Source organism: Kitasatospora purpeofusca (genome assembly GCF_000718025.1).
Lineage (GTDB): Bacteria > Actinomycetota > Actinomycetes > Streptomycetales > Streptomycetaceae > Kitasatospora > Kitasatospora purpeofusca.
In genome coordinates this window covers 164,018-183,334 of sequence record NZ_JODS01000013.1, presented here as the reverse complement: position 1 = coordinate 183,334, position 19,317 = coordinate 164,018, and the positions used below count along the sequence as shown (strand labels likewise).

At 74.2% G+C, this 19,317-nt stretch carries 16 protein-coding genes; 8 read left to right on the top strand and 8 right to left on the bottom strand.

Translation table 11 applies throughout. The features are described 5' to 3' along the window. Positions 1 to 183: 183 nt before the first annotated feature. On the top strand, positions 184 to 1,254 hold the full coding sequence (locus IF01_RS0120235) for a Gfo/Idh/MocA family protein (protein WP_078880131.1): 1,071 nt from the start codon (positions 184 to 186) through the stop codon (positions 1,252 to 1,254). 76 nt (positions 1,255 to 1,330) lie between these two features. Here the strand turns inward: IF01_RS0120235 and IF01_RS0120230 are convergent, their stop codons facing one another. Continuing rightward, a complete protein-coding gene (locus IF01_RS0120230; RefSeq protein WP_078880130.1) occupies positions 1,331 to 1,717 on the bottom strand; it encodes a winged helix-turn-helix transcriptional regulator in 387 nt (128 codons plus the stop codon). A gap of 191 nt (positions 1,718 to 1,908) precedes the next feature. Between IF01_RS0120230 and IF01_RS0120225 the strand changes: the two genes are divergently transcribed. Next, the gene (locus IF01_RS0120225) at positions 1,909 to 2,952 is read left to right on the top strand and encodes a zinc-binding alcohol dehydrogenase family protein (RefSeq protein WP_030394866.1); all 1,044 of its coding nucleotides are present in this window, start codon (positions 1,909 to 1,911) and stop codon (positions 2,950 to 2,952) included. A gap of 219 nt (positions 2,953 to 3,171) precedes the next feature. Here the strand turns inward: IF01_RS0120225 and IF01_RS0120220 are convergent, their stop codons facing one another. The 5 genes from IF01_RS0120220 to IF01_RS0120200 all read right to left on the bottom strand — a co-directional run bounded on the left by IF01_RS0120220 (position 3,172) and on the right by IF01_RS0120200 (position 6,282). After that, a complete protein-coding gene (locus tag IF01_RS0120220) occupies positions 3,172 to 3,723 on the bottom strand; it encodes an FG-GAP repeat domain-containing protein (RefSeq protein WP_030394865.1) in 552 nt (183 codons plus the stop codon). After that, positions 3,677 to 4,498 (bottom strand): SGNH/GDSL hydrolase family protein, encoded by an 822-nt coding sequence (locus IF01_RS0120215; RefSeq protein WP_051755737.1) that lies wholly within the window; start codon positions 4,496 to 4,498, stop codon positions 3,677 to 3,679. Before IF01_RS0120215 ends, IF01_RS0120220 begins: the two co-directional genes overlap by 47 nt. Positions 4,499 to 4,691: 193 nt before the next feature. Continuing rightward, a complete protein-coding gene (locus tag IF01_RS0120210; protein WP_051755735.1) occupies positions 4,692 to 5,606 on the bottom strand; it encodes an FG-GAP repeat domain-containing protein in 915 nt (304 codons plus the stop codon). Between the two features lie 174 nt (positions 5,607 to 5,780). Continuing rightward, complete coding sequence (locus IF01_RS0120205) at positions 5,781 to 6,002, bottom strand: hypothetical protein (RefSeq protein ID WP_030394862.1); 222 nt, start codon at positions 6,000 to 6,002, stop codon at positions 5,781 to 5,783. Between the two features lie 79 nt (positions 6,003 to 6,081). Next, positions 6,082 to 6,282 carry a hypothetical protein gene (locus IF01_RS0120200; RefSeq protein ID WP_030394861.1) on the bottom strand — a complete coding sequence of 67 codons (201 nt, stop codon included), beginning with the start codon at positions 6,280 to 6,282 and terminating at the stop codon, positions 6,082 to 6,084. A gap of 395 nt (positions 6,283 to 6,677) precedes the next feature. Here IF01_RS0120200 and IF01_RS0120195 point away from each other — a divergent pair, with 395 nt between their 5' ends. Beyond that, on the top strand, positions 6,678 to 7,649 hold the full coding sequence (locus IF01_RS0120195) for a LuxR C-terminal-related transcriptional regulator (protein ID WP_030394860.1): 972 nt from the start codon (positions 6,678 to 6,680) through the stop codon (positions 7,647 to 7,649). A 95-nt stretch (positions 7,650 to 7,744) separates the two neighbouring features. Here IF01_RS0120195 and IF01_RS0120190 read toward each other — a convergent pair whose 3' ends face one another. Next, positions 7,745 to 8,254 carry a GNAT family N-acetyltransferase gene (locus IF01_RS0120190; RefSeq protein ID WP_030394859.1) on the bottom strand — a complete coding sequence of 170 codons (510 nt, stop codon included), beginning with the start codon at positions 8,252 to 8,254 and terminating at the stop codon, positions 7,745 to 7,747. Between the two features lie 221 nt (positions 8,255 to 8,475). Between IF01_RS0120190 and IF01_RS47560 the strand changes: the two genes are divergently transcribed. Further along, a complete protein-coding gene (locus IF01_RS47560) occupies positions 8,476 to 10,200 on the top strand; it encodes an eCIS core domain-containing protein (RefSeq protein ID WP_244215567.1) in 1,725 nt (574 codons plus the stop codon). Between the two features lie 360 nt (positions 10,201 to 10,560). Here IF01_RS47560 and IF01_RS0120180 read toward each other — a convergent pair whose 3' ends face one another. Next, positions 10,561 to 12,054 (bottom strand): COG1470 family protein, encoded by a 1,494-nt coding sequence (locus IF01_RS0120180; protein WP_078880129.1) that lies wholly within the window; start codon positions 12,052 to 12,054, stop codon positions 10,561 to 10,563. Positions 12,055 to 12,220: 166 nt separating this feature from the next. Here IF01_RS0120180 and IF01_RS0120175 point away from each other — a divergent pair, with 166 nt between their 5' ends. From IF01_RS0120175 to IF01_RS0120160, 4 genes are all read left to right on the top strand, one after another. Further along, the gene (locus IF01_RS0120175) at positions 12,221 to 13,009 is read left to right on the top strand and encodes a helix-turn-helix transcriptional regulator (RefSeq protein ID WP_078880128.1); all 789 of its coding nucleotides are present in this window, start codon (positions 12,221 to 12,223) and stop codon (positions 13,007 to 13,009) included. Between the two features lie 141 nt (positions 13,010 to 13,150). Then, positions 13,151 to 16,492, top strand: a complete 3,342-nt coding sequence (locus IF01_RS0120170) for a DUF11 domain-containing protein (RefSeq protein ID WP_051755733.1) — start codon at positions 13,151 to 13,153, stop codon at positions 16,490 to 16,492. Next, positions 16,489 to 17,193 (top strand): Pvc16 family protein, encoded by a 705-nt coding sequence (locus IF01_RS0120165; RefSeq protein WP_030394854.1) that lies wholly within the window; start codon positions 16,489 to 16,491, stop codon positions 17,191 to 17,193. The genes IF01_RS0120170 and IF01_RS0120165 overlap by 4 nt, the downstream gene beginning before the upstream one ends. Continuing rightward, positions 17,190 to 19,304: an ATP-binding protein gene (locus IF01_RS0120160; protein WP_244215566.1), complete on the top strand. Its 2,115-nt coding sequence runs from the start codon at positions 17,190 to 17,192 to the stop codon at positions 19,302 to 19,304. The genes IF01_RS0120165 and IF01_RS0120160 overlap by 4 nt, the downstream gene beginning before the upstream one ends. Positions 19,305 to 19,317 lie beyond the last annotated feature (13 nt).

Below are 19,317 nucleotides of genomic sequence, written 5' to 3'. Positions count from 1 at the left end.
TGGTCGCCTCCGCCGAGCGCGCCCACCAGGCCCTCGGCTGGACCCCGCGCCGTCCGAACCTGGACGACATCGTCGCCGACGCCTGGAAGTTCACCCTGGCACGCCAAGCTTGACCCGCCCAGGTGGGACGTGCCGTTCGACCCGACTCCCGCCGCCTTCGCCCGTCCATCGAGAGGACCTCCCATGACGCAGGACCAGCCGGTCGCCGAAGCCGCAGCAGGGACGGCAGGCGCCGTACTGCCCGCGCCCCGCACCCCCTCCCCCCGTGAAGCGCCGGCCCTGAACTGGGGAGTGATGGCACCGGGCGGGATCGCGGCCCACTTCACGGAGACCTTGCAGCAGCACACCGGGCAGAAGGTCGTGGCGGTCGGCTCGCGCGACGCCGCACGGGCCCGGGCGTTCGCCGACCGGTTCAACATCCCCGCGGCCCACGGCGGTTACGCCGAGCTCGTCGGAAACGACGAGGTGGACATCGTCTACGTCGCGTCGCCGCACTCGGCCCACTTCGAGCACGCGATGCAGGCGATCGAGGCGGGCCGGCACGTGCTCGTGGAGAAGGCGTTCACCCGCAACGCCCGCGAGGCCGAGCAGTTGGTCGAAGCGGCCCGCGAGCGCGGGGTGTTCCTGATGGAGGCGATGTGGACGCGCTTCCTGCCGCACATCGACGTGGTCCGCCAGGTGCTCGAGTCCGGGCTGCTCGGCGAGGTGCACACCGTCACGGCCGACCACGGCCAGCGGATGGATCCCGATCCGGCGCACCGGATGTTCGCCCCCGAGCTGGCGGGCGGGGCCCTCCTCGACCTCGGCGTCTACCCGGTCTCCTTCGCCTCGATGGTGCTCGGGCCGTTCGCCTCGGTCACGGCGGTGGGCACCAAGGCCTTCACCGGTGTCGACGGGCAGGCCTCGATCGTCGTCACCACCGGGTCCGGCGCACACGGCGTGCTGAACACGACGCTCTTCGCCCGCACTCCGACCTCGGCGTCGATCTCGGGGACGCACGCCCGCCTGGAGATCGACGGCCCCTTCTACGGAGCCGCCGCTGTCCGGCTCGTCGGCCGGGACAACGAGCTGCTCGACACCTTCGTCCCGCCGCGGCGCGACGGGGGCATGAGCTACCAAGCGGCCGAGGCAGCCCGGTGCATCGGTGCCGGGCGGCTGGAGTCCGACCTGATGCCGCTCGCCGAGACGCTGGACATCATGCGTGTCCTGGACGGCGTCCGTCGCGACCTGGGGGTCGCCTTCCCGGGAGAGTGAGCCCATCCCGGATTCGGTCGCGAACTCGCTCGCCCGATCCGTCGACGTTCACTTGTGTTGAATCACGAGGAGCCGCTCAGGCCGCCGGGAAGCGGTCGATGTTCCGCTCCACCCAGGTCCGCAGGTGGGCGAGCGGAGCGCAGGCGTCGCGGCCGAGCCCGGTCAGGCTGTACTCGACCCGCAGCGGGACCTCGGCGAAGACCTCGCGGTCCACCAGCCCGTGGTCCTCCAGTCGGCGCAGGGTCTGGGTGAGCACCTTGGGGCTGACGCCCTGCAGCCGCGCGCGCAGGGCACCGAAGCGCTGCGGGCCCTGCTCCAGCGCACCCAGGGCGAGGGCGCTCCACTTGTTGGCGAGCAGGTCGAGCAGATCGCGGCACGGACAGGCGGCGGCGTAGACGTCCTTCGGGGCATCGCAGTCGGCGGACGCCGCCGGGACCAGGGGCAGGGTCGCTTTCGTAGTCATATCGCCATAGTACCCAAAAGGAACTAGTAGCCCTTGCGGGTTACCACTACCTGTTGCGTACCGTCCAGGTGACGGCCCCCGGGAGCCGGCGCCGGCCAGGTGCACCAGCCGTACCAGGGCCGTACCCGAGCCGCGCCCGCCCGCACCCAGGACCGGTACCAGGACGAGATCCCGCAACGAAGGACGCCGTGATGAGCAAGAACGAGATCCCCGCGACGATGCGCGCGGTCGCCTACCGCGCGAGCCTGCCCGTCGAGGACCCGGACAGCCTGCAGGACGTGGAGCTGCCGGTGCCGCAGCCCGGTCCGCGGGACCTGCTGGTCCGGGTGGAGGCGGTGGCGCTGAACCCGGTCGACCACAAGGTGCGCCAGAACGTCGATCCGCAGGGCGACTGGAAGGTGCTCGGCTGGGACGCCGCTGGCACGGTGGTCGCGGTGGGCTCCGCGGTCGAGCTGTTCGAGGTCGGGGACGAGGTCTACTACGCCGGGGCGATCGACCGCCCGGGCGCCAACGCCGAGTACCACGCCGTGGACGAGCGGATCGTCGGGCACAAGCCCGCCACGCTGTCCTTCGCCGAGGCCGCCGCGCTGCCGCTGACCGCGCTGACCGCCTGGGAGGGCCTGTTCGAACGGCTGGGGCAGGCCGCCGTCGCCCCCGACCGCAGCGGCACCCTGCTGGTGACCGCCGCCGCGGGCGGCGTCGGCGCGATGGTCTCCCAGCTGGCCCGCGCGCTGACCGGGCTGACCGTGGTCGGCACGGCCTCCCGTCCGGAGAGCGCCGACTTCGCCCGTCGGATGGGCGCCCAACACATCGTCGACCACCACGAGCCGCTGGCCGGGCAGTTGGCCGAGGTGGCGCCGGACGGGGTGGACCTGGTGTTCAGCACGGTCGGCACCGACCGCAACCTCCCGGCGTACGCCGAGGCCCTGAAGCCCTTCGGAGCGATCGTGGCCATCGACGACTTCGACGCCCTGGACATCGGCGTGCTCAAGTCCAAGAGCATCTCGTTCCACTGGGAGTTCATGTACACCCGCTCCCTGCACCGCACCCCGGACCTGGACGCCCAGCACCGCATCCTGGACCGGGTGGCCCGCCTGGCCGACGACGGCGTGCTCACCAGCACCGCGACGACCGACCTCGGCCCGGTGAACGCCGCCAACCTCCGCGAGGCCCACCGCCGCCAGGAGTCCGGCACCACGATCGGCAAGACCACCCTCACCGGCTTCGCCCGATGAGCCCGCGCAACGGCAACCACCGCCGGTAGCGCGGACGGGGCCCGCACACGCGCCGGCCGCTTCTGCGGCGGGCCCACGAGGAAACCCCGGCCGCCCCTGCCGTTGGTGGCGGGGGCAGCCGGGGTCCGGGGCGGGGTCACCGCACGGCCGACGGTGCGGTGACCCGGCGCGGCGCGGGCCGGTGGTGGTCGCCGTGCGCGGCGGCACGGCCCTGCCCGCTCAGCTGCCGGCGGCGATCCGGCCGTAGTCGATCCAGCCGGGGTTGTTCCGGCCGTCGCCGCCGTTGTTGAGGAAGGCGGTGGTCGGTCCGGTGGTGACGAGGTAGTCGGCGTGGCCGTCGGCGTCGATGTCCGCCAGCGCCACCGTGCTCTGGTCGGTGGTGAGGCCGGACGCCGTCCGTCCGTGGTCGCTCCAGCCGCCGTGGCCGTCACCGCCCTTGTTCAGGAACGTGGTGATCGATCCGTCGGGGTTGACCACGTTGTAGTCGGCGCGCCCGTCGCCGTCGAAGTCCGCCAGGCGCAGACGGCTGCGGTCGGTGGTGAGCCCGCCGGCGACCCGACGGCCGTCGCCGTCGAAGTCCGCGAACGTCACCTGGGAAGGATCGGCGGTGAGACCGGAGGCCACCTGGCCCAGGTCGCTCCAACCCCCGCGCCCGTCACCGCCCTTGTTCAGGAACACCCGCACCGAACCGTTCGCGTTGATCAGCAGGTAGTCCGCACGCCCGTCACCGTCGTAGTCCGCGAGGCGCACCCGGGAACGGTCCGAGGTCATCCCCGTGGACACCTGGAACCCGACCCGCCCCACCCGACTCCGTACCGGCGTGACGCGCGGCTGCCGGCACGGCCAGGCCGTCGGTGAAGGCGCGGTCCAGGGCCTGGCCGAAGGTCTGCGCAATCCGCTGGTAGCCCAGGTCGTCGGGGTGCAGCCCGTCGGCCAGTTCGGCCGGCGTCAGCGCGGGCGCCGCGGTGTAGCGGACCTTGCGGCCCTGCGCCTGCTTCGTCTCGACGGCCCGGCTGAGCGCGGTGTTGTAGTCGGCCACCAGGGCGGTCAGGTTCGGCGTCGTCGGGATCAGACCCATGACCAGGACGCTCACCCCGGGACGACCGGCCAGGACGCGGTCGATCAGTGCCGAGGTACGGTCCGCGGCGTGGGCCTTGTCGGTGCCCCGGTCCAGATCGTTGATGCCGATGTGCAGCAGGACGACATCCGGCTGCGCGGCCTGCAGCCACCCGTCGACCCCGGCCGCGATGTCGTTGACCATGTACCCGCTGTGGCCCTCGTTGTCGGGGTCGGCGACCGCGCCGTTGTGGTTCGAGCCCACCAGGTCGACGGTGTAGCGGTTCTGCTGGGCCACCAGGTCGCCGAGCAGCCCGCGGTAGCCGGCGTCGGTGCTGCTCCGGTACCCGGCGGTGATCGAGTCGCCGAGCGGCATCACCCGCAGCAGCGGGGCCGGCACGGGCGCGGCGGCGGAGGCCGTGGGGGCGGTGGCCGCGACCGCCGCCACCGCGCTCGCGGCGGCCAGGGCGAGTGCGAGAGTGCGCTTCACAGGATTCCTTCTTCCTTGCTCAGGGTGGTGGGTCAGGCGCCGGCGGCGATCTGGCCGTAGTCGAGCCAGCCGGGGTTGTTGCGGTCGTCGCCGCCGTTGTTGAGGAAAGCGGTGGTGGGGCCAGTGGTGACGAGGTAGTCGGCACGGCCGTCGGCGTTGATGTCCGCCAGCGAGACGGCGTTCTGGTCGCCGGTCAGGCCGGTGGTGATCTGCGCGCGCAGCGTCCAGCCGCCACCGGTGTCGCCGCCGTGGTTGACGTAACACCGTTCGCGTTGATCAGCAGGTAGTCCGCACGCCCGTCACCGTCGTAGTCCGCGAGGCGCACCCGGGAACGGTCCGAGGTCATCCCCGTGGACACCTGGCCGAGGTCGTTCCAACCGCCGTGCCCGTCACCACCCTTGTTCAGGAACACCCGCACCGAACCGTTGTCGTTCAGAATCACGTAGTCCGCACGACCGTCACCGTCGAAGTCCGCCCACCGAACCCGACCCGCCCCACCCGACTCCGTACCGGCGGAGGCGCTCGCGCCGGTGATGTTGTTGTAACGCAGGCCGAAGTAGCCGCCGGCCGGGTGGCCGCCGATGTCTCCGCCGTAGATGGAGGCGGTGCCCTTCTGCATGTCGTTGGCGGCGCTGGACTCGGCGATGTAGGCGAAGGTTCCGGCGGACCTGTCGATCCAGTGGTCGAACAGGACGATGTGGCCCGAGCGGAGGATGTTGCCGTCGTGGGGGTCGTTGTCGAGGGCGTCGCCGGGCTGGAGGTCGGTCAGCGCGACGCGAGTGGTCAGCGACCGCACGTCGATGCTGTCGGTGTTCTCGCTGTTGCCCAGGTGCCAGGCCATCGAGACGAACCCGGAGCAGTCGGTGCGGTAGTAGCGGCCGCCGACGTCGGTGGCCGAGGCGTCCTGGTCGTACTGGATGTTGCGGTTGTACCAGTCGTTGGCGCGGGCCAGCACCTCGCTGCGGGTGATCTGGCCGCCCACTGAGGACGCGGCCTGGGCGGTGCCGGCGGTGGCGACGGTGACGGCGGTGGTGGCGATCGCGCCGGAGGCGGCGACGGCGGCGGCCAGGGTGAGCCGGGTCAGCTTGGAGCGGAGGGAGGAAGGCATGCGGAATCTCCTTGTGGCGGGATGGGGTGGTGACGCGGCACGGCGCGCGCGGGGCGGCCCGGGCGGGTGTCGACGGACGGCTGTCCTGCAGGAACAGCGGTCGGCGTGCGCAAGGCCGGGGCAGCGGTCGGGGCGAAGGCCCCGTCGGCGGTTCGGCCGGCCGATGACGGGCGATCAGCAGGTGTCCGGCACCAATGGGTGGTAGCGGCGGGACAGCAGAGGTGAAGCGCGGTGGCCCCGGGCGATCAGGGTGTGCGCGGACGCGACGGGGTCCGACGGGCCGTCGGCAGGGCGGGTGAGGAGGTAGAGCAGCAGGTCCACCCGGTCGTCCTGGCTGCGGGCGGTGATGTGCTGGAGCGCGTCACCGGGCAGGGCGTGGGCCCACAGGATGCCCACGACCTCGCTCGCTTCCTCCGACGCGACCGCACCACGGTCCCTGCGCCTCAGGCTGGCGTAGACAACGTCCAAGGAGGGGTCAGCCCCAGCCGAGGCTGTCGTCGGTGGGCACGGTGCCGACCGGGGAGCCGGGAGCGGGGGTGACGGCGGGAGGAGTGACGGTGACGGGAGCTGCGGAGGCGGTGGGGGCGGTCGGGACGAGGACTGCGGGGGCCGCGGACAGGGCGGCGAGGCCGAGGGCAGTGACCGCAGCAGCCTTGACCAGGTGGGTGCGCATCATGGTGGTTCTCCTGAACGACGTTGACGAGACGGGGAGTTCCGGTTCGGCGTCCCGCGGTTGACGCTCGTTCCGGTTCGCCGTCCGGCCGGTTCCTCCGGCGGCGATCACCAGCTTGGCCTGCCGCAGGGCCCACCGGAAGGCGGTACGGCTGTCGCGAACCGGACTGTCCGACGCCGGACAAAGCAGTCATGTTCATGACATGCGAGCACTCGGACAGGTCACCCGCACCCGCCGCACCCGGACGGTCGACGCAGAGGGGAATCCGCTGGTCAAACCGGTGAAAGCCGCCGCAGGCGGGACAGGTCGACCCTTGTGTGCAACTGGGCCCCACTGGAATCATCAGTGACGTTTCGTGCACCGTCGTGCATGTCCGCCACACGTTTCCGGGGGGAACCATGTTGGAGGCACTCGGCCTCTCGTCCATTGCCTGCCAGGTCTACCAGGCCCTGCTGGACCGCCCCACGGACGACATCGACGCCCTCGCCGCCCGCATCCGGCTCACCCCCGGCCAGTTCCACGACGCCCTGGACGAGCTCGGCACCCTCATGCTGATCCGCGCCTCCGTCGAACACCCCGGCAGGATGCGGGCCGTCGACCCCGCCGTCGGCCTCGCCGACATGGTCGCCCGCCAGGAAGCCGATCTCGCCGCGCGCCAGGCCGCCCTCGCCGCCTCCCGCGCCGCCGTGACCCGCATGGTCGCGGACCGCGCCGAGCACCACGCCACCCACGGCGAACGCCTGCTCGGCCTCGACGCCATCCACCGCCGCCTGGAGCTCATGGGCCGCGCCGCCACCCGCGAGGTCCTCAGCAGCCAGCCCGGCACCCAGCGACCCGAGGACCTCACCGCCTCCCGCCCGGCCGACGCCGAGGCGCTCGCCCGCGGAGTGGCGATCCGCACCCTCTACCAGGACTCCAACCGCCACCAGCCGCACGCCGCCCAGTACGCCCACTGGCTGCTAGGCCGGGGCGGCGAAGTGCGCACCGCCCCCACCGTCCCCCAACGCGTCGTCATCGTCGACCGGACCGAGGCACTCGTCCCGATCGACCCCGACGACACCCGCAAGGGCGCCCTGCACGTCACCGAGCCCGGCATCATGACCGCTCTCCTCGACCTCTACGAACAGGCCTGGAACACCGCCGTCCCGCTCGGCGCCACCGCTCCCGACGACCCCGTCAGCGGACTCACCCCCACCGAACGCGACCTCCTGCGCCTGCTCGGCACCGGCCTCACCGACGACACCGCCGGCCAGCGGCTCGGCATCTCCTCCCGCACCGTCGGCCGCCACATGGCCTCGATCATGGAACGTCTCAACGCCACCAGCCGCTTCGAGGCGGGCATCAAAGCCGCCCAGCACGGCTGGCTCTGACACCGGCGGCGTCCCCGGTCACGACCGTGCGGCGCCGAACCGCGCTCGCGGAGGCGGCCACTGACGCCCCCGCGAGCGCAGCACCCGGGCGCTGCTCACGCGCCGGGGTGCTCCGGCAGGGCGAGCCAGTCCGTCCAGGAGATCTCCCGGCCGAGGAAGCGCGGCTGCTCGAACGGCCAGTCGGCGGCGATCCACCGCGGCACCAGTTCGTCGAGGGCCTGCTCGACCTCGCTGCCCACCAGCTCGTCCACCACCCACCAGGAGATCTCGCCGTCCGCGCCGGCCTTCTCCGGCGGGTCGATGTAGACGCAGCCGAGCAGGGCTGTCTCCGCCGCGTCGAACAACGCGTAGTTGAAGGACTGGTGTGCGGCGATCTCCTTCTCGTGCCGCAGGAGGTCGACCCGGTCGGCCTCGTAGGTCATGGTGGCCGCGGGCCAGCCCCAGGCCGGGCCGAAGATCGTCCACAGCCGCTCGCGCGAACCCATCACCGCCGGATAGTCGAGCGGGGCGTCCGCCTCGCGGATCGGGCGCAGGTGATGACCACTGCCCGGAAGCGGCAGCGGGACCAGGACGGGATGGACGAAGTCGTCGGGGAGCCAGCTCATGGCGCCCGACCGTAGCAGCGCGGGGCCACCCGGGTCGGGCAGGGGTCCGGCCCCGGGGGTGCACTTTCGGGGATGGGAGCGGCGGGTGGCGGCGGTGTAGGGAGGAGAGGCAAGGCAGTGGTGGGCGACCGGGAGGGCCAGTGCGGGCGAGGGCGGACGATCGCGGGGGGAACGGCGGCGAGCGGGCGGGCGGAGGTGACCGCAGGGCCCGGGAGACGCGGGTGAGCGGGCCCGTGGCGGAGGTGCTGTCCCCGGAGCAGGCCCGTGAGCTGCAGCGGAGCATCGGCAACGCGATGGTGGCCCGGATGGCGCGGGGCGGGCGGGGGGAACAGGACTCGGACCCCGTCCAGCGGTCCGGGGTGCACGACGTGCTGCGGGGGGCCGGGCGGCCGCTGCAGGGGTCGGTGCGCGCGGAGATGGAGGGGCGGCTCGGGGCGGACTTCTCCGATGTGCGGCTGCACACCGGAGCGGCCGCCCAGCGGTCGGCCGCCGAGATCGGTGCGCGGGCCTACACGTCCGGCCGGGACGTCGTCATCGGGCACGGGGGCGGCGACAAACACACCCTCGCGCACGAGCTGACCCATGTGATCCAGCAGCGGAAGGGTGCCGTCGCCGGTACCGACCGGGGCGACGGACTGCGGGTCAGCGATCCCCGTGACTCCTTCGAGCGCGAGGCCGAGGCCAACGCGCGACGGGTGATGGCGCGCCCGGCCGGGCGGCCGGAGGCGGGCCGGCGGGCGGAGCCGGGCCACGCCGCGGGGGCCGCCGAACCCGCCGTGCAGCGGAAGCTGGGGTTCGAGACGGAGGTCGACATGCCCGTCGAGAACTCCAGGGGCGAGAAGTACGAGGGCGACACCGATCTGGCCCAGAGCACCGCGGCCGACTTCAAGCTGGTCTCCGACTCGCGGTCGTTGAACGACGGCGCCGCCTACTCGAACCTGGAGTTCGTGACCGGAGCGGTCGCGGTCGTCGGCACCGCCGGCGAGTCCGGGCCGGAGACCCTCGAGCAGATGGTCGACGAGATCAGGGCGGTGCGCGAGGCGTTCTACCGGCAGACCGGGAAGACCCCGTTGGCGGGCATGGGCCTGCAGCTGGAGATCCTGCCCGCGGGGGAGGACGCCCGGATCGCCCCGGACCTCGACTTCCCGGACTACGCCGGCGCCCCGGGCATGGGCGACGGGCTGTTCGTCCACTACTCGGTCGGTGTGCCGCTGGCCGGGATGCCGATGTTCTTCGACCACCTCCGGGAGGCCGCTCCCCAGGCCGAGGGGGCGCCGCTCCCCCGCGCCCGGTTCCGGCTCTCGCAGTCGAGGACGTTCGCCGAGCAGGTCGTGGCCCGGTACGTGCGGGGTCAGGAGTCGGCGCGCAAGCGCAAGCGGCTGGAGACGGACGCCCTGGACGGCTACAGCCAGCTGTTCTTCATGCAGGTCGCGGCCATGGCCGACTACCTCGCGCAGGACCAGGACCAGGGCCAGATCAAGAACCTGACGGTCGTGCTGTCCCGCTCGCAGCTCACGGACGTCCGCGCGCTCCTCGACCCCGGGTTCCAGGACTTCCTGTCGGCGAACAGCGAGGCGATCGTCGACCTGCTCGCAGAGTTCCAGGAGGATCCCGGCGACGGCAGCGCGAGTCTGGAGTTCCGCGACGAGGCCACCCGGGAGATCGACGGCCTCCCGGTGTCCCTCCTCTCCTTCGCCGAGTCGACGCTGAAGGGCGTCCCCCAGATCCCTCAGCAGAGCGTGTTCGGCGGCATGAACCAGATCGCCCCGCACGAGGAGGAGGGCGCCATGATGGTCCCCTTCGAGATCCGGACCATGGGCTCCCTGATGAAGACCTGGGACGAGCTCAAGGCCGAGCTGCGGGACCTCGCGAACTGGGCGGAGGAGGCGTACCGGCACGACCGGTCGCTGGCCGGCGACTCGGCCCGCACGCGCACCGGTTCGTAACACATACCGGTTCGTGACGCGTACCGGTACGTGACGAGGGCCGGCATCCGACGAGGGCCGGCCCGTGACGCGGGCCGGCCCTCGGTACTCGCCGACACTCCTGGGACGGCTGTTGTCCTGCCTGGTAGGCGCCCGAACGGTCGGGCGGGCGCCGGGAGGGATCGGATCCGGCCTTATTTGAATGACCGTCAGGTTCACATTCGAACGTCGCGCCGGAGCCGCCCGGGGCCGCCGAAATGAGGATGTACGGTCACGAGCAGGGCGCTTCCCCGGCGTCCGAACCGTCGGTTTTCAGCCCGAATGACTGAGGCTCACCTTTTCTCACGGCACAACCTGACAGACGATGCGTACGGCATCTGTTCACCTGAGGTCGCTCAACACGCCACTCACGTTGAGGACCTCGTGGCACTCCTGGGCCTGCACGCCAGTGGCCGGAGTGCCCGGCTTCGCACAGGTCACCTGGACCGTCACGGTCTGGTTCTCAGTGATCCTGATGGGGGTGACCCAGTGGTAGTCCTGGTTACGGAACGTCTCCAGCGCGATCGTCGTGATCTTGCGGTCGCCGAAAGCGATCGTCACGACGCCCTCGTCGCCCTGGAAGTTGGCGACGACGATGTCCGTGATCCCGAACGCCTTGCCCGCGGGCACGGTGTAGGTGCCGACCTTGGTCTCCCCGCCGGCCGTCGTCTGGTCGACGGTGGCCGAACTCTGCTGTCCGCCCCCCGGTCCGGCGCCGACGCCGCTGCCCGTTCCCGTGCCGGTTCCCGCACCCGTTCCGGTACCGCCCGCACCCGCCCCGGGCAGGGCGCTCCCGGTCCCGGAGCCCGGCTGCTGGCCGGAGCCCGGCTGTTGCCCGGTGCCCGCCGCCGGGGTCCGGCCGACGAGCGGCGCCTCGCCGGCGGTCGCCTGCTGCTGGACCGCCTGGTCGGCGGCCTCCCTCGCGGTGCTGCGCACGGCGGGACGCACCAGCAGGAACCAGGCCAGCAGCAGCGCGAGGAGCGCCGCCAGGACCGCCAGCAGCCAGGTCGGGAAGATCGGAATCTGGACGAACTCGGCCTCCGGCCGCGGCCGTTCCCGGTCGTCCTCAGCCACGTCCGCACCCGCGTCCGCACCGGCGTCGTCGGCCCGGGTACCGGCCTTAGCCGCAGTCTCCGTTCCGGCCTTCGCCCCGGCCTTCGCGACGGTCTCCGTTCCGGCCTTGGCCACGGTCTCCGTCCCGGCCTTCGCCACGATCTCCGCCACGGTGACGGTGAACGGCCAGGTGGCCGGCTTCCCGAACCACACCGGCTTCCCGGCGCGGACCCGCAGCGCCACCTCCGCCGACTCGCCCGGCTCCAGCTTCGGCGCCGCGGGGCTGACGTCGAACTTCAGCTCCTCACCGGGCTGGGCCGGGGTGAATCCCACCTGGACGGGGCGGTTGCCCTCGTTGCGGACGGCGATGCGGAAGCGTCCGCGCAGCCAGCCGCGGCGGCGCTTGGGAGCGCTCTCGGCCCGGAGCTGCCGGAATCCCTCGACCCGCACGGTGGTCTCGGGGACCTTGACGGCCTCGGGGTGCTCGGTGGGCAGGACCCGTACGGCCAGCGGCACCTCGCCCGCCCGCACCCGCGACGAACGCGGGGGCGCCAGGCGGATGGTCACCGTTTCCGAGGTGCCGGGGTAGAGCGAGACACGGTCGGGCTCGACCGTCGTCCAGGCAGCGCAGTCACCGACGACTTCCAGGCGGTACGCCTCGACGATGTCGCCGTCGTTGCGAACGGTCAGGCTGGTGGTCGCGGTACCGCCCGGCGTCACCGTCACCGACGGGATGTCGAGGCCGGGCGCGCCGGAGCTGGGAGTGGCTGCTGGAGTTGTCACGCCGCGACGCTACGCCGCCGCCCGGCCCGCCTCCACGGGCGCGGGGGCAAGGCCCGGGCAGCCCCGATGCCCCGGAGAACCCATCCCAACTCCCCTGCCCAGAGGCTTTGTTGCCCTTAGCTCCCGCAGTACATCCCTCATACGCATCACGAAACAGGTACGCCTCATGCTCCACACCGACCTCATCGGCACCGTCCACCCGTCCGGCACCGGCACCGGCACCGCGCGGCCGAGCGTCCCGCCCCAGGGCCGCACCCCGGCCCGCGGCCCGGCGACCCACGGCCCGGCCCGCGCCCGGGCCGCGCACGACGCGGCGGCCGGCGAGCCCGGCGGACGGGTCACCGTGGCCGTGTACGCCTCGGACCCGGTCCTGCACGTCGGGATCGTCCAACAGCTGCGCCAGCGCCCCGAGGTGGAACTGGTCGACGACGCCCACGCGCACGAGGCACGGGTCTCGCTCGTCGCCGTGGACAGCGTGGACGACGAGACGACCGCCCTGCTGTACCGGCTGCGCCACAACTCCGCCACCCGCACCGGGCTGGTGGTCGGCACCTTCGACTCGGGTGACGCCCTGCAGCGCGCCATCGAGTGCGGGGTCACCGCGGTGCTGCGGCGCGCGGAGGCCGACCAGGACCGGCTGCTGCGGCTGGTCCTGGCAATGGCGAACGGTGAGGGCGTCCTGCCCGGCGACCTTCTCGCGAAGCTGCTCGACCACGTCGGCAGCCTGCAGCGGTCGGCCCTCGACCCGCACGCCGCGTCCCTGTCCACGCTGACCCCGCGCGAGGCGGACATGCTGCGCCTGGTGTCGGAGGGCCTGGACACCGCGGAGATAGCGCGCAACACCTCGTACTCCGAACGGACCGTCAAGAACGTCCTGCACGAGGTCATCACCCGGCTGCAGTTGCGCAACCGCTCCCACGCCGTCGGCTACGCGCTGCGCAACGGGCTGATCTGACCGGACCGGCACCGGCTGCCCTAAAGCGCAGCCGGTGCTTCCCCCGGGCGCGGCCCCGGGGCCCTGCCGGTCCGCGGCCGCGGACCGGCAGGGTGGCAGCGTCGGACATGGATGCTGGACCGTACTGTGAGGTGGACCGTGATGGGCACGGGTGGCTCCGGCCGTCGGCGACACCGCTGGGGCAGGGCCGGTGCGGCGCTGCTGCTGCTGGTGCCGCTGCTCGCGATGACGACGGCCGCCGGCCCGGGCAGCACCGGGGACCGGCCCGCCGCGGCCGGCAGCGGGACCGGGGCCGCGGCGGCCGATGCCGGGGAGAGCCGGATCGCGTTCGCCGGTACCCGCCACCGGAGCCTCGGCCGGGTGGCGACGGACACCACGAGCCCCCCGCTGTTCGGCGAGGGCCCGGCGCACTTCGACGTCCAGCCCGCCGCCCTGGGCGACCGGCTGGTCTTCGCGAGCCGCCGCGACGAGCAGGCCCCGCAGATCTACCTGCGCTCCGCCGACGGCTCGGTGCACCGGCTGACCAGCGGTCTGGACGCGGCGAACCCGCGGCTGACGCCGGACGGCCGGTCGGTCGTCTTCGACGCGGCCCGGCCCGCCGGGACCGGTGGGACCCAGCGCGACCTGTGGCTGGTGCGCACCGACGGCACCGGCCTCACCCGGCTGACCGACACCCCCGCGAACGAGGAGCACCCCACCGTCTCGCCGGACGGCACGCGGCTGGCGTACTCCTCCGACGCCGACCGGGCCGCCGGCCGGCAGGTCTACGTCCGGCCGCTCCGGGGCGGGCCCGCCACCCGGGTCTCCGACCCCGCCGACGGCGCGGGCACCGAGCCGGTGTGGAACCCGGTGGACGGGCCGGCGACCCGGGACCGGATCGCGTACACCGCCACCGGACCGGACGGGCCCCGGCTGCGGTGGACCGACGGGCGCACCGGCGGGCCGCTGCTCGCGGGCCCGCGGGCACAGTGGCGCACGCACGGGGCAAGCTGGCTGCCCGACGGGAACGACCTGCTCTTCCTCAGTCCGGACCGGACCTGCAGCTGCGAGGGCGACTGGGACCACGTCTTCCGGGTGAAGGCGCTCTCGGAGGACGAACCGGCGGTGGTGCTCAGCGAGGACCGCGAGGTCGGACCCGCCACCTGGCTCGGCCCGCTCCAGGGCGGCGGCGCGGTGGTCGAACGCGTCTCGGCGGACGGCCCGCACGTGGTGACCCTGCAGGACGTCCGGCCGGACGGCTCCGACCCCCGCGACCTCGGCCGGACCGTCCTCACGGAGGACCCGGCGGCCGACACCGAGACGGATCCGGCGAAGGACCCGCTGTTCCGGCCCGCCGCCGGGTACGACCCGTGGACCGAGCGGCAGAACTACACGCCCGACGGGCGCCGGATCGTGCTGACCCGCTTCGAGGACGCACCGGCCGGACCGGACCTGCCGGCCGGGCGGATCGAACGGATCTGGATCGCGGACGCCGACGGCTCCGGCCCGACGGCGCTCCCGCTGGCGGGCCGCGGCCCCAGGGACTGGGACACCGATCCGACGTTCTCCCCGGACGGCCGGTACCTGGCCTTCACCCGGACCTCCCCCGGCGGGGTCGGCAGCGCCTCCGGTCCCGGACGGATCCTGATCGCGGACGCCGCCACCGGCGCGCTCCGGGGCGTGATCGTCCCGCCCGAGGGGCAGCTCCAGGGCGGCGACGCCCAGCCCACCTGGTCCTCCGACGGCACGACCCTGGCGTTCACCCGCAACCAGGTGATCAACGGCGGCGGGGGCAACAAGCACGTGTGGACCGTGCCCGTGGACCGGCTGGACCGGCAGCGCGACCTGAGCGCCGCCCACTGCCCCGGCGCCTGCGAGGTCATCGACGACAGCCCGGCGTTCTCACCGGACGGCACCACCGTCGCCTTCAACCGCAAGAACGGCGCCGGCCGGGTCGACGAGCGCAACGGGATCCTGCTGGCCGCCGCGGCGGGCGGCGGCTGCCGGGTGCTGCTGCCCGACGCGGCCCGCGACCGGCCGGGGGCCTGCGGCCGGGAGCTGCCCGACACCACCGCCACCGGGCCCTTCCAGCCCCGCGACGCCGCCTGGAGCTCCGACGGCAGGACGCTGGTGATCAGCTCCCGGGCCGCCCTGGCCGCCAACAGCCCGGAGAAGCTGTCCCTGGTGGACGTGGCCTCCGGGGCCCGCACCCCGCTCACCGCCGGGCTGCCGGGCCGTCAGAAGGAGCCGGGCGTCCAGCAGTCCGTGGACCTCGCGGTCCAGGCACCCGGTACGACCGCGCCGGTCACCGCGGGCGAGTCCGGGACCGTCCGGGTGGACGTCGTCAACCACGGCCCGGCCGCCTCGCCCGGGACGAGGCTGACCGTCGCGCCCCCGCTCGGGGTGACCGTCACGGGCCTCGCCGCGCCCGGCGCCACCTGTGACGCGGCGGCGCTGGTCTGCGCCCTGGGCGTGCTGCGCCCTGGCGACACCGTGCCGGTCACCGTCACCGTCACCGGGGTCGAGCCCGGTGACCAGCCCCTGGACTGGTCGGTCACCGGTGCCGTCCTCGACCCCCGTCCCAGCGACAACACCGGCCGGACCGTGGTGCCGGTACTCCCGGCGCCGGCCCCGCCGACACCCGGTCCGACGCCGACGACGACCCCGACGGCAACCCCGACCCCGACGCCGACACCGACGGCAGATCCGCCGACGACCCCGGTGCCCGCGCCCGCCCCGCCGGCCCCGCTGCCGCCCGCCCCGGTACCGCCGCCGGCCCCGGCACCCGCCCCCGCTCCGCCGGCCCCGTCGCCGATCGGCACGCCCCGGCCGCTGCCGCCCGCGCCGCCCGCGCCGCCGGCCGGCCCCGGGCTGAGCCTCACGGCGCAGCCGAACCCCGGCTACGTGGGTGGTCGCGTGGTCCTCACGTACACCGTCCGCAACGGCCGCGAAGGGCTGGCCACCGGTCTGCGGCTCCGCGTCGGCCTGCCCGGGGGCGTGCCCCACGACGGACCGCCGCCGGGCTGCGACAGTGCCTGGGTGTGCGCGCTGCCCGACCTCGCCCCGGGCGCCCGGACCGTCGTCCAGGTCGTCCTCAGCCCCGATCGGGCCGTCACCGGACTGGTGACCGGCTCCCTGACCACCACCGGCACGGACGCCGACCCCGGGGACAACGAAGCCCGTCAGCAGCTGCGGATCCTCCAGCCGCGCATCGTCGCGGTCCCGCCGATCGGCAAGCCCGGCTTCGTCACCTCGGTACGCGGTGAGGACTTCCCGCCCGGCGCGCCGGTGCGGTTCACCTGGCAGCCGGGCATCACGGCCGCGGCGGCGCCGACCGTCCCCGGACCGGACGGCCGGTTCATCGGCCAGCTGCTGATCCTCGCCAAGGACGCGACCGGCCCCCGGGTCATCACCGCGAGCGGCCCCGGCTTCTCCCCGGTGCGGACCGACTTCCTGGTCGTCAGCGGCACGGTCCAGCCGCCCAACGAGATGATCCGCCGATGATCCACGAGGTCGACGAGGGGCTGCGCCGACTGCTCGCGGAGTCCGGCCTGGAGGCGTCGGGCGTCGACGTGGTGTTCGACGCGCCGACCCGCGACTGGGCGGCCCGCCGCAGCGCCCCGACGGTGTGTGTGTTCCTGTACGACGTCCGCGAGGACCACTCCCGGCGCGCCAGCGGCGCGGGCGAGGTGTACGACGCGGACGGCTTCCTCGCCGCGCGCCGCGCCCCGGCCCGCTGGTTCGAGCTGACGTACCTCGTCACCGCGTGGGCGAGCCGGCCGCAGGACGAACACCGGCTGCTCTCCCAGGTGCTGAGGTGTCTGGTGTCCACCGACGCGCTGCCCCCGCGCATGCTCACCGGCTCGCTGGCCGAACTCGGCCTCATCGTGGGCCTGGACGGCGGCGGCACCGGGCTCGACGCGCCCGCCGCCTCCGACGTGTGGTCGGCGCTGGGCGGCGAGCTGAAGCCGTCGCTGGGACTGCGGGTGCGGGCGCCGCTGGCCGGGGCCACCACCGCCGTCGCCCCGCCGGTCACCGAGGGGCTCGTGGTCCGCGCCGCGGCCCGGAGCGCAGCGGAGGAGCCGGGGGCCGCACGGCGCCTGCGCTACACGGAGGTGGCCGAGGCCGGTTCCGAGGGCTTCGGCGGCCCCCGGGAGCGGGGGGCGGCCCCCGCCCGCCGCCGACGCGGGGAGCGGCAGCCGTGACCCGGACCCTGGAACCCGCGGCCGCGACGCCGACCCCGGCCCCGACCCCGTACCTGTGGACGCGGCTGCGGGTCGTCGAGGAGCGGGTGCGCGAGGCCGTCGCGATCCGGCGCGCGCTCGATCCCGACCCGGACGATCCGTACCGCGGCCAGTTCCTCACCCCCGAGGCGGTGGCCCACGTCCTGGACGAGGGGGACCGGCCCGCTCCGCCCGCCCTGCCCGGTCCGGACGCGCCGCCGCCCGGCTCGCCGCTGGCCGTACTCGCCGCCCGCTTCGCCCTGGCGCCCCTGGACCTGGACCTGCTGCTGGTGGCCCTGGCCCCGGACCTCGACAGCCGCTTCGAACGGCTCTACGGCTACCTCAACGACGACCTGACGCGCCGCCGGCCCACCGTCGGGCTCGCCCTCGAACTCTGCGGGCAGCGCGGAGTGGCGGCGGCCCGGTTCCGGCTGGCTCCCTCCGCGCCGCTGGTCGCGGGCGGTCTATTGGAGGTCGGCGAACCCGAACGGCCGCCCCTGTCCCGGGTGCTGGCCGTCCCGGACCGGGTCACCGCGCACCTGCTGGGCGACAACGCGCCCGACCCGCTGCTGACCGGTGTGCTCGGCCGTCCGGCCGGTGATCCGGCCGTCGACCCGGCCGAGCTGCGCCGGGCCGCCGCCGCGGCCGGGACCGGCACCGGCCACGTCCACCTGCGCAGCCGGGGCGGCGATCCCGAGGGACTGGCCGTCGCCGCGCTGCGGGCGGGCGGGCTGCCGCCGCTGGCCCTGGACCCGGCGGCCCTGTCCCGTGACCCCCGGGGCGTGCCCGGCGTCGCCCGGGCCGTCGCACGCGAGGCCCGGCTGCTGGGCGCGGGCGTCCTGCTGGGGCCGCTGGAGGAGCTGCCCGACCGGCCCGACGAACGGGCCGGGATCCTGCGCACGCTGTGCGACGCCCTGGGCGGCCTCCCCTTCCTCACCCACGGGACCGGCGGCTGGGAACCGGCCTGGGCGGCCGACACCCCCGTCACCCTGACGGTGGCGGCCCCCGCCCCCGACCGGCAGGTCGCGCGCTGGCGGCACGCGCTGGAGCGGGCCGGCGAGCAGCACGGCGCGAGGGGCGACGAAAGCGTCGGAGAGGACGGGGCCGAGGCGCTCGCCCGGTCCGTCGCCGCGCACCGCCTGGACGCCGGGCAGCTGCGGAGGGCCGCCGGCACCGCCGTACGCACGGCCGCGCTCGACGGCCGCCCGGTCTCCCCCGACGACCTGCGCACGGCCGTCCGGGCCCAGAACGGCGCGGGGCTCGCCCGCCTCGCCCGCCGGGTCGAACCCGCGGTGGGCTGGGACGACCTGGTGCTCCCCGCCCCCACCCACCGCAGCCTGCGGGAGCTCGCGGTGCGCGCCCGCCACCGCGAACAGGTGCTCGGGCAGTGGGGCATGCGGCCCGGCGGCGGGCGGGGGCGCGGGGTGATCGCGCTGTTCGCGGGTTCGTCCGGTACCGGCAAGACGATGTCGGCCGAGGTGGTGGCGGCCGACCTGGGCATGGACCTGTACGTGGTGGACCTCTCCACGGTGGTCGACAAGTACGTCGGTGAGACCGAGAAGAACCTGGAGCGGATCTTCACCGAGGCCTCCGCCGTCAACGCGGTGCTGCTGTTCGACGAGGCGGACGCGATCTTCGGCAAGCGTTCGGAGGTCAAGGACGCCCACGACCGGCACGCCAACATGGAGTCGGCGTACCTGCTCCAGCGGATGGAGTCCTTCGACGGCATCGCCGTCCTGACCACCAACCTGCGCGCCAACCTGGACGAGGCCTTCACCCGCCGCCTGGACGTGATCGCGGACTTCCCGGTGCCCGACGCCGACCAGCGCCTCGCCCTGTGGGACCGCTGCCTGGGCGACCGGGTGCCCCGGGGCGACGACCTCGACCTGCGCTTCTGCGCGGACCGGTTCGACCTGGCCGGCGGCTCCATCCGGGCCTGCGCGGTGACCGCCGCGTACCTCGCCGCCGAGTCGGGTGGACCGCTGACGATGGCCCAGGCGGTGACGGCGGTCGCGCAGGAGTACCGCAAGCTCGGCCGGCTGGTGCTGGAGGGCGAGTTCGGACCGTACGTGGCCCAGGTCACGCGGGTCTGAGCCGGGTCGGCGA

Excerpts from the sequence above, each read along its gene's own strand:
- IF01_RS0120175 (WP_078880128.1), top strand. The coding sequence starts at position 12,221 with ATGCTCCACACCGACCTCATCGGCACCGTCCACCCGTCCGGCACCGGC.
- IF01_RS0120170 (WP_051755733.1), top strand. The coding sequence starts at position 13,151 with ATGGGCACGGGTGGCTCCGGCCGTCGGCGACACCGCTGGGGCAGGGCC.
- IF01_RS0120210 (WP_051755735.1), bottom strand. The coding sequence starts at position 5,606 with ATGCCTTCCTCCCTCCGCTCCAAGCTGACCCGGCTCACCCTGGCCGCC.
- IF01_RS0120195 (WP_030394860.1), top strand. The coding sequence starts at position 6,678 with ATGTTGGAGGCACTCGGCCTCTCGTCCATTGCCTGCCAGGTCTACCAG.
- IF01_RS0120230 (WP_078880130.1), bottom strand. The coding sequence starts at position 1,717 with ATGACTACGAAAGCGACCCTGCCCCTGGTCCCGGCGGCGTCCGCCGAC.
- IF01_RS0120235 (WP_078880131.1), top strand. The coding sequence starts at position 184 with ATGACGCAGGACCAGCCGGTCGCCGAAGCCGCAGCAGGGACGGCAGGC.
- IF01_RS0120220 (WP_030394865.1), bottom strand. The coding sequence starts at position 3,723 with ATGACCTCGGACCGTTCCCGGGTGCGCCTCGCGGACTACGACGGTGAC.
- IF01_RS0120225 (WP_030394866.1), top strand. The coding sequence starts at position 1,909 with ATGAGCAAGAACGAGATCCCCGCGACGATGCGCGCGGTCGCCTACCGC.
- IF01_RS0120190 (WP_030394859.1), bottom strand. The coding sequence starts at position 8,254 with ATGAGCTGGCTCCCCGACGACTTCGTCCATCCCGTCCTGGTCCCGCTG.
- IF01_RS0120200 (WP_030394861.1), bottom strand. The coding sequence starts at position 6,282 with ATGATGCGCACCCACCTGGTCAAGGCTGCTGCGGTCACTGCCCTCGGC.
- IF01_RS0120165 (WP_030394854.1), top strand. The coding sequence starts at position 16,489 with ATGATCCACGAGGTCGACGAGGGGCTGCGCCGACTGCTCGCGGAGTCC.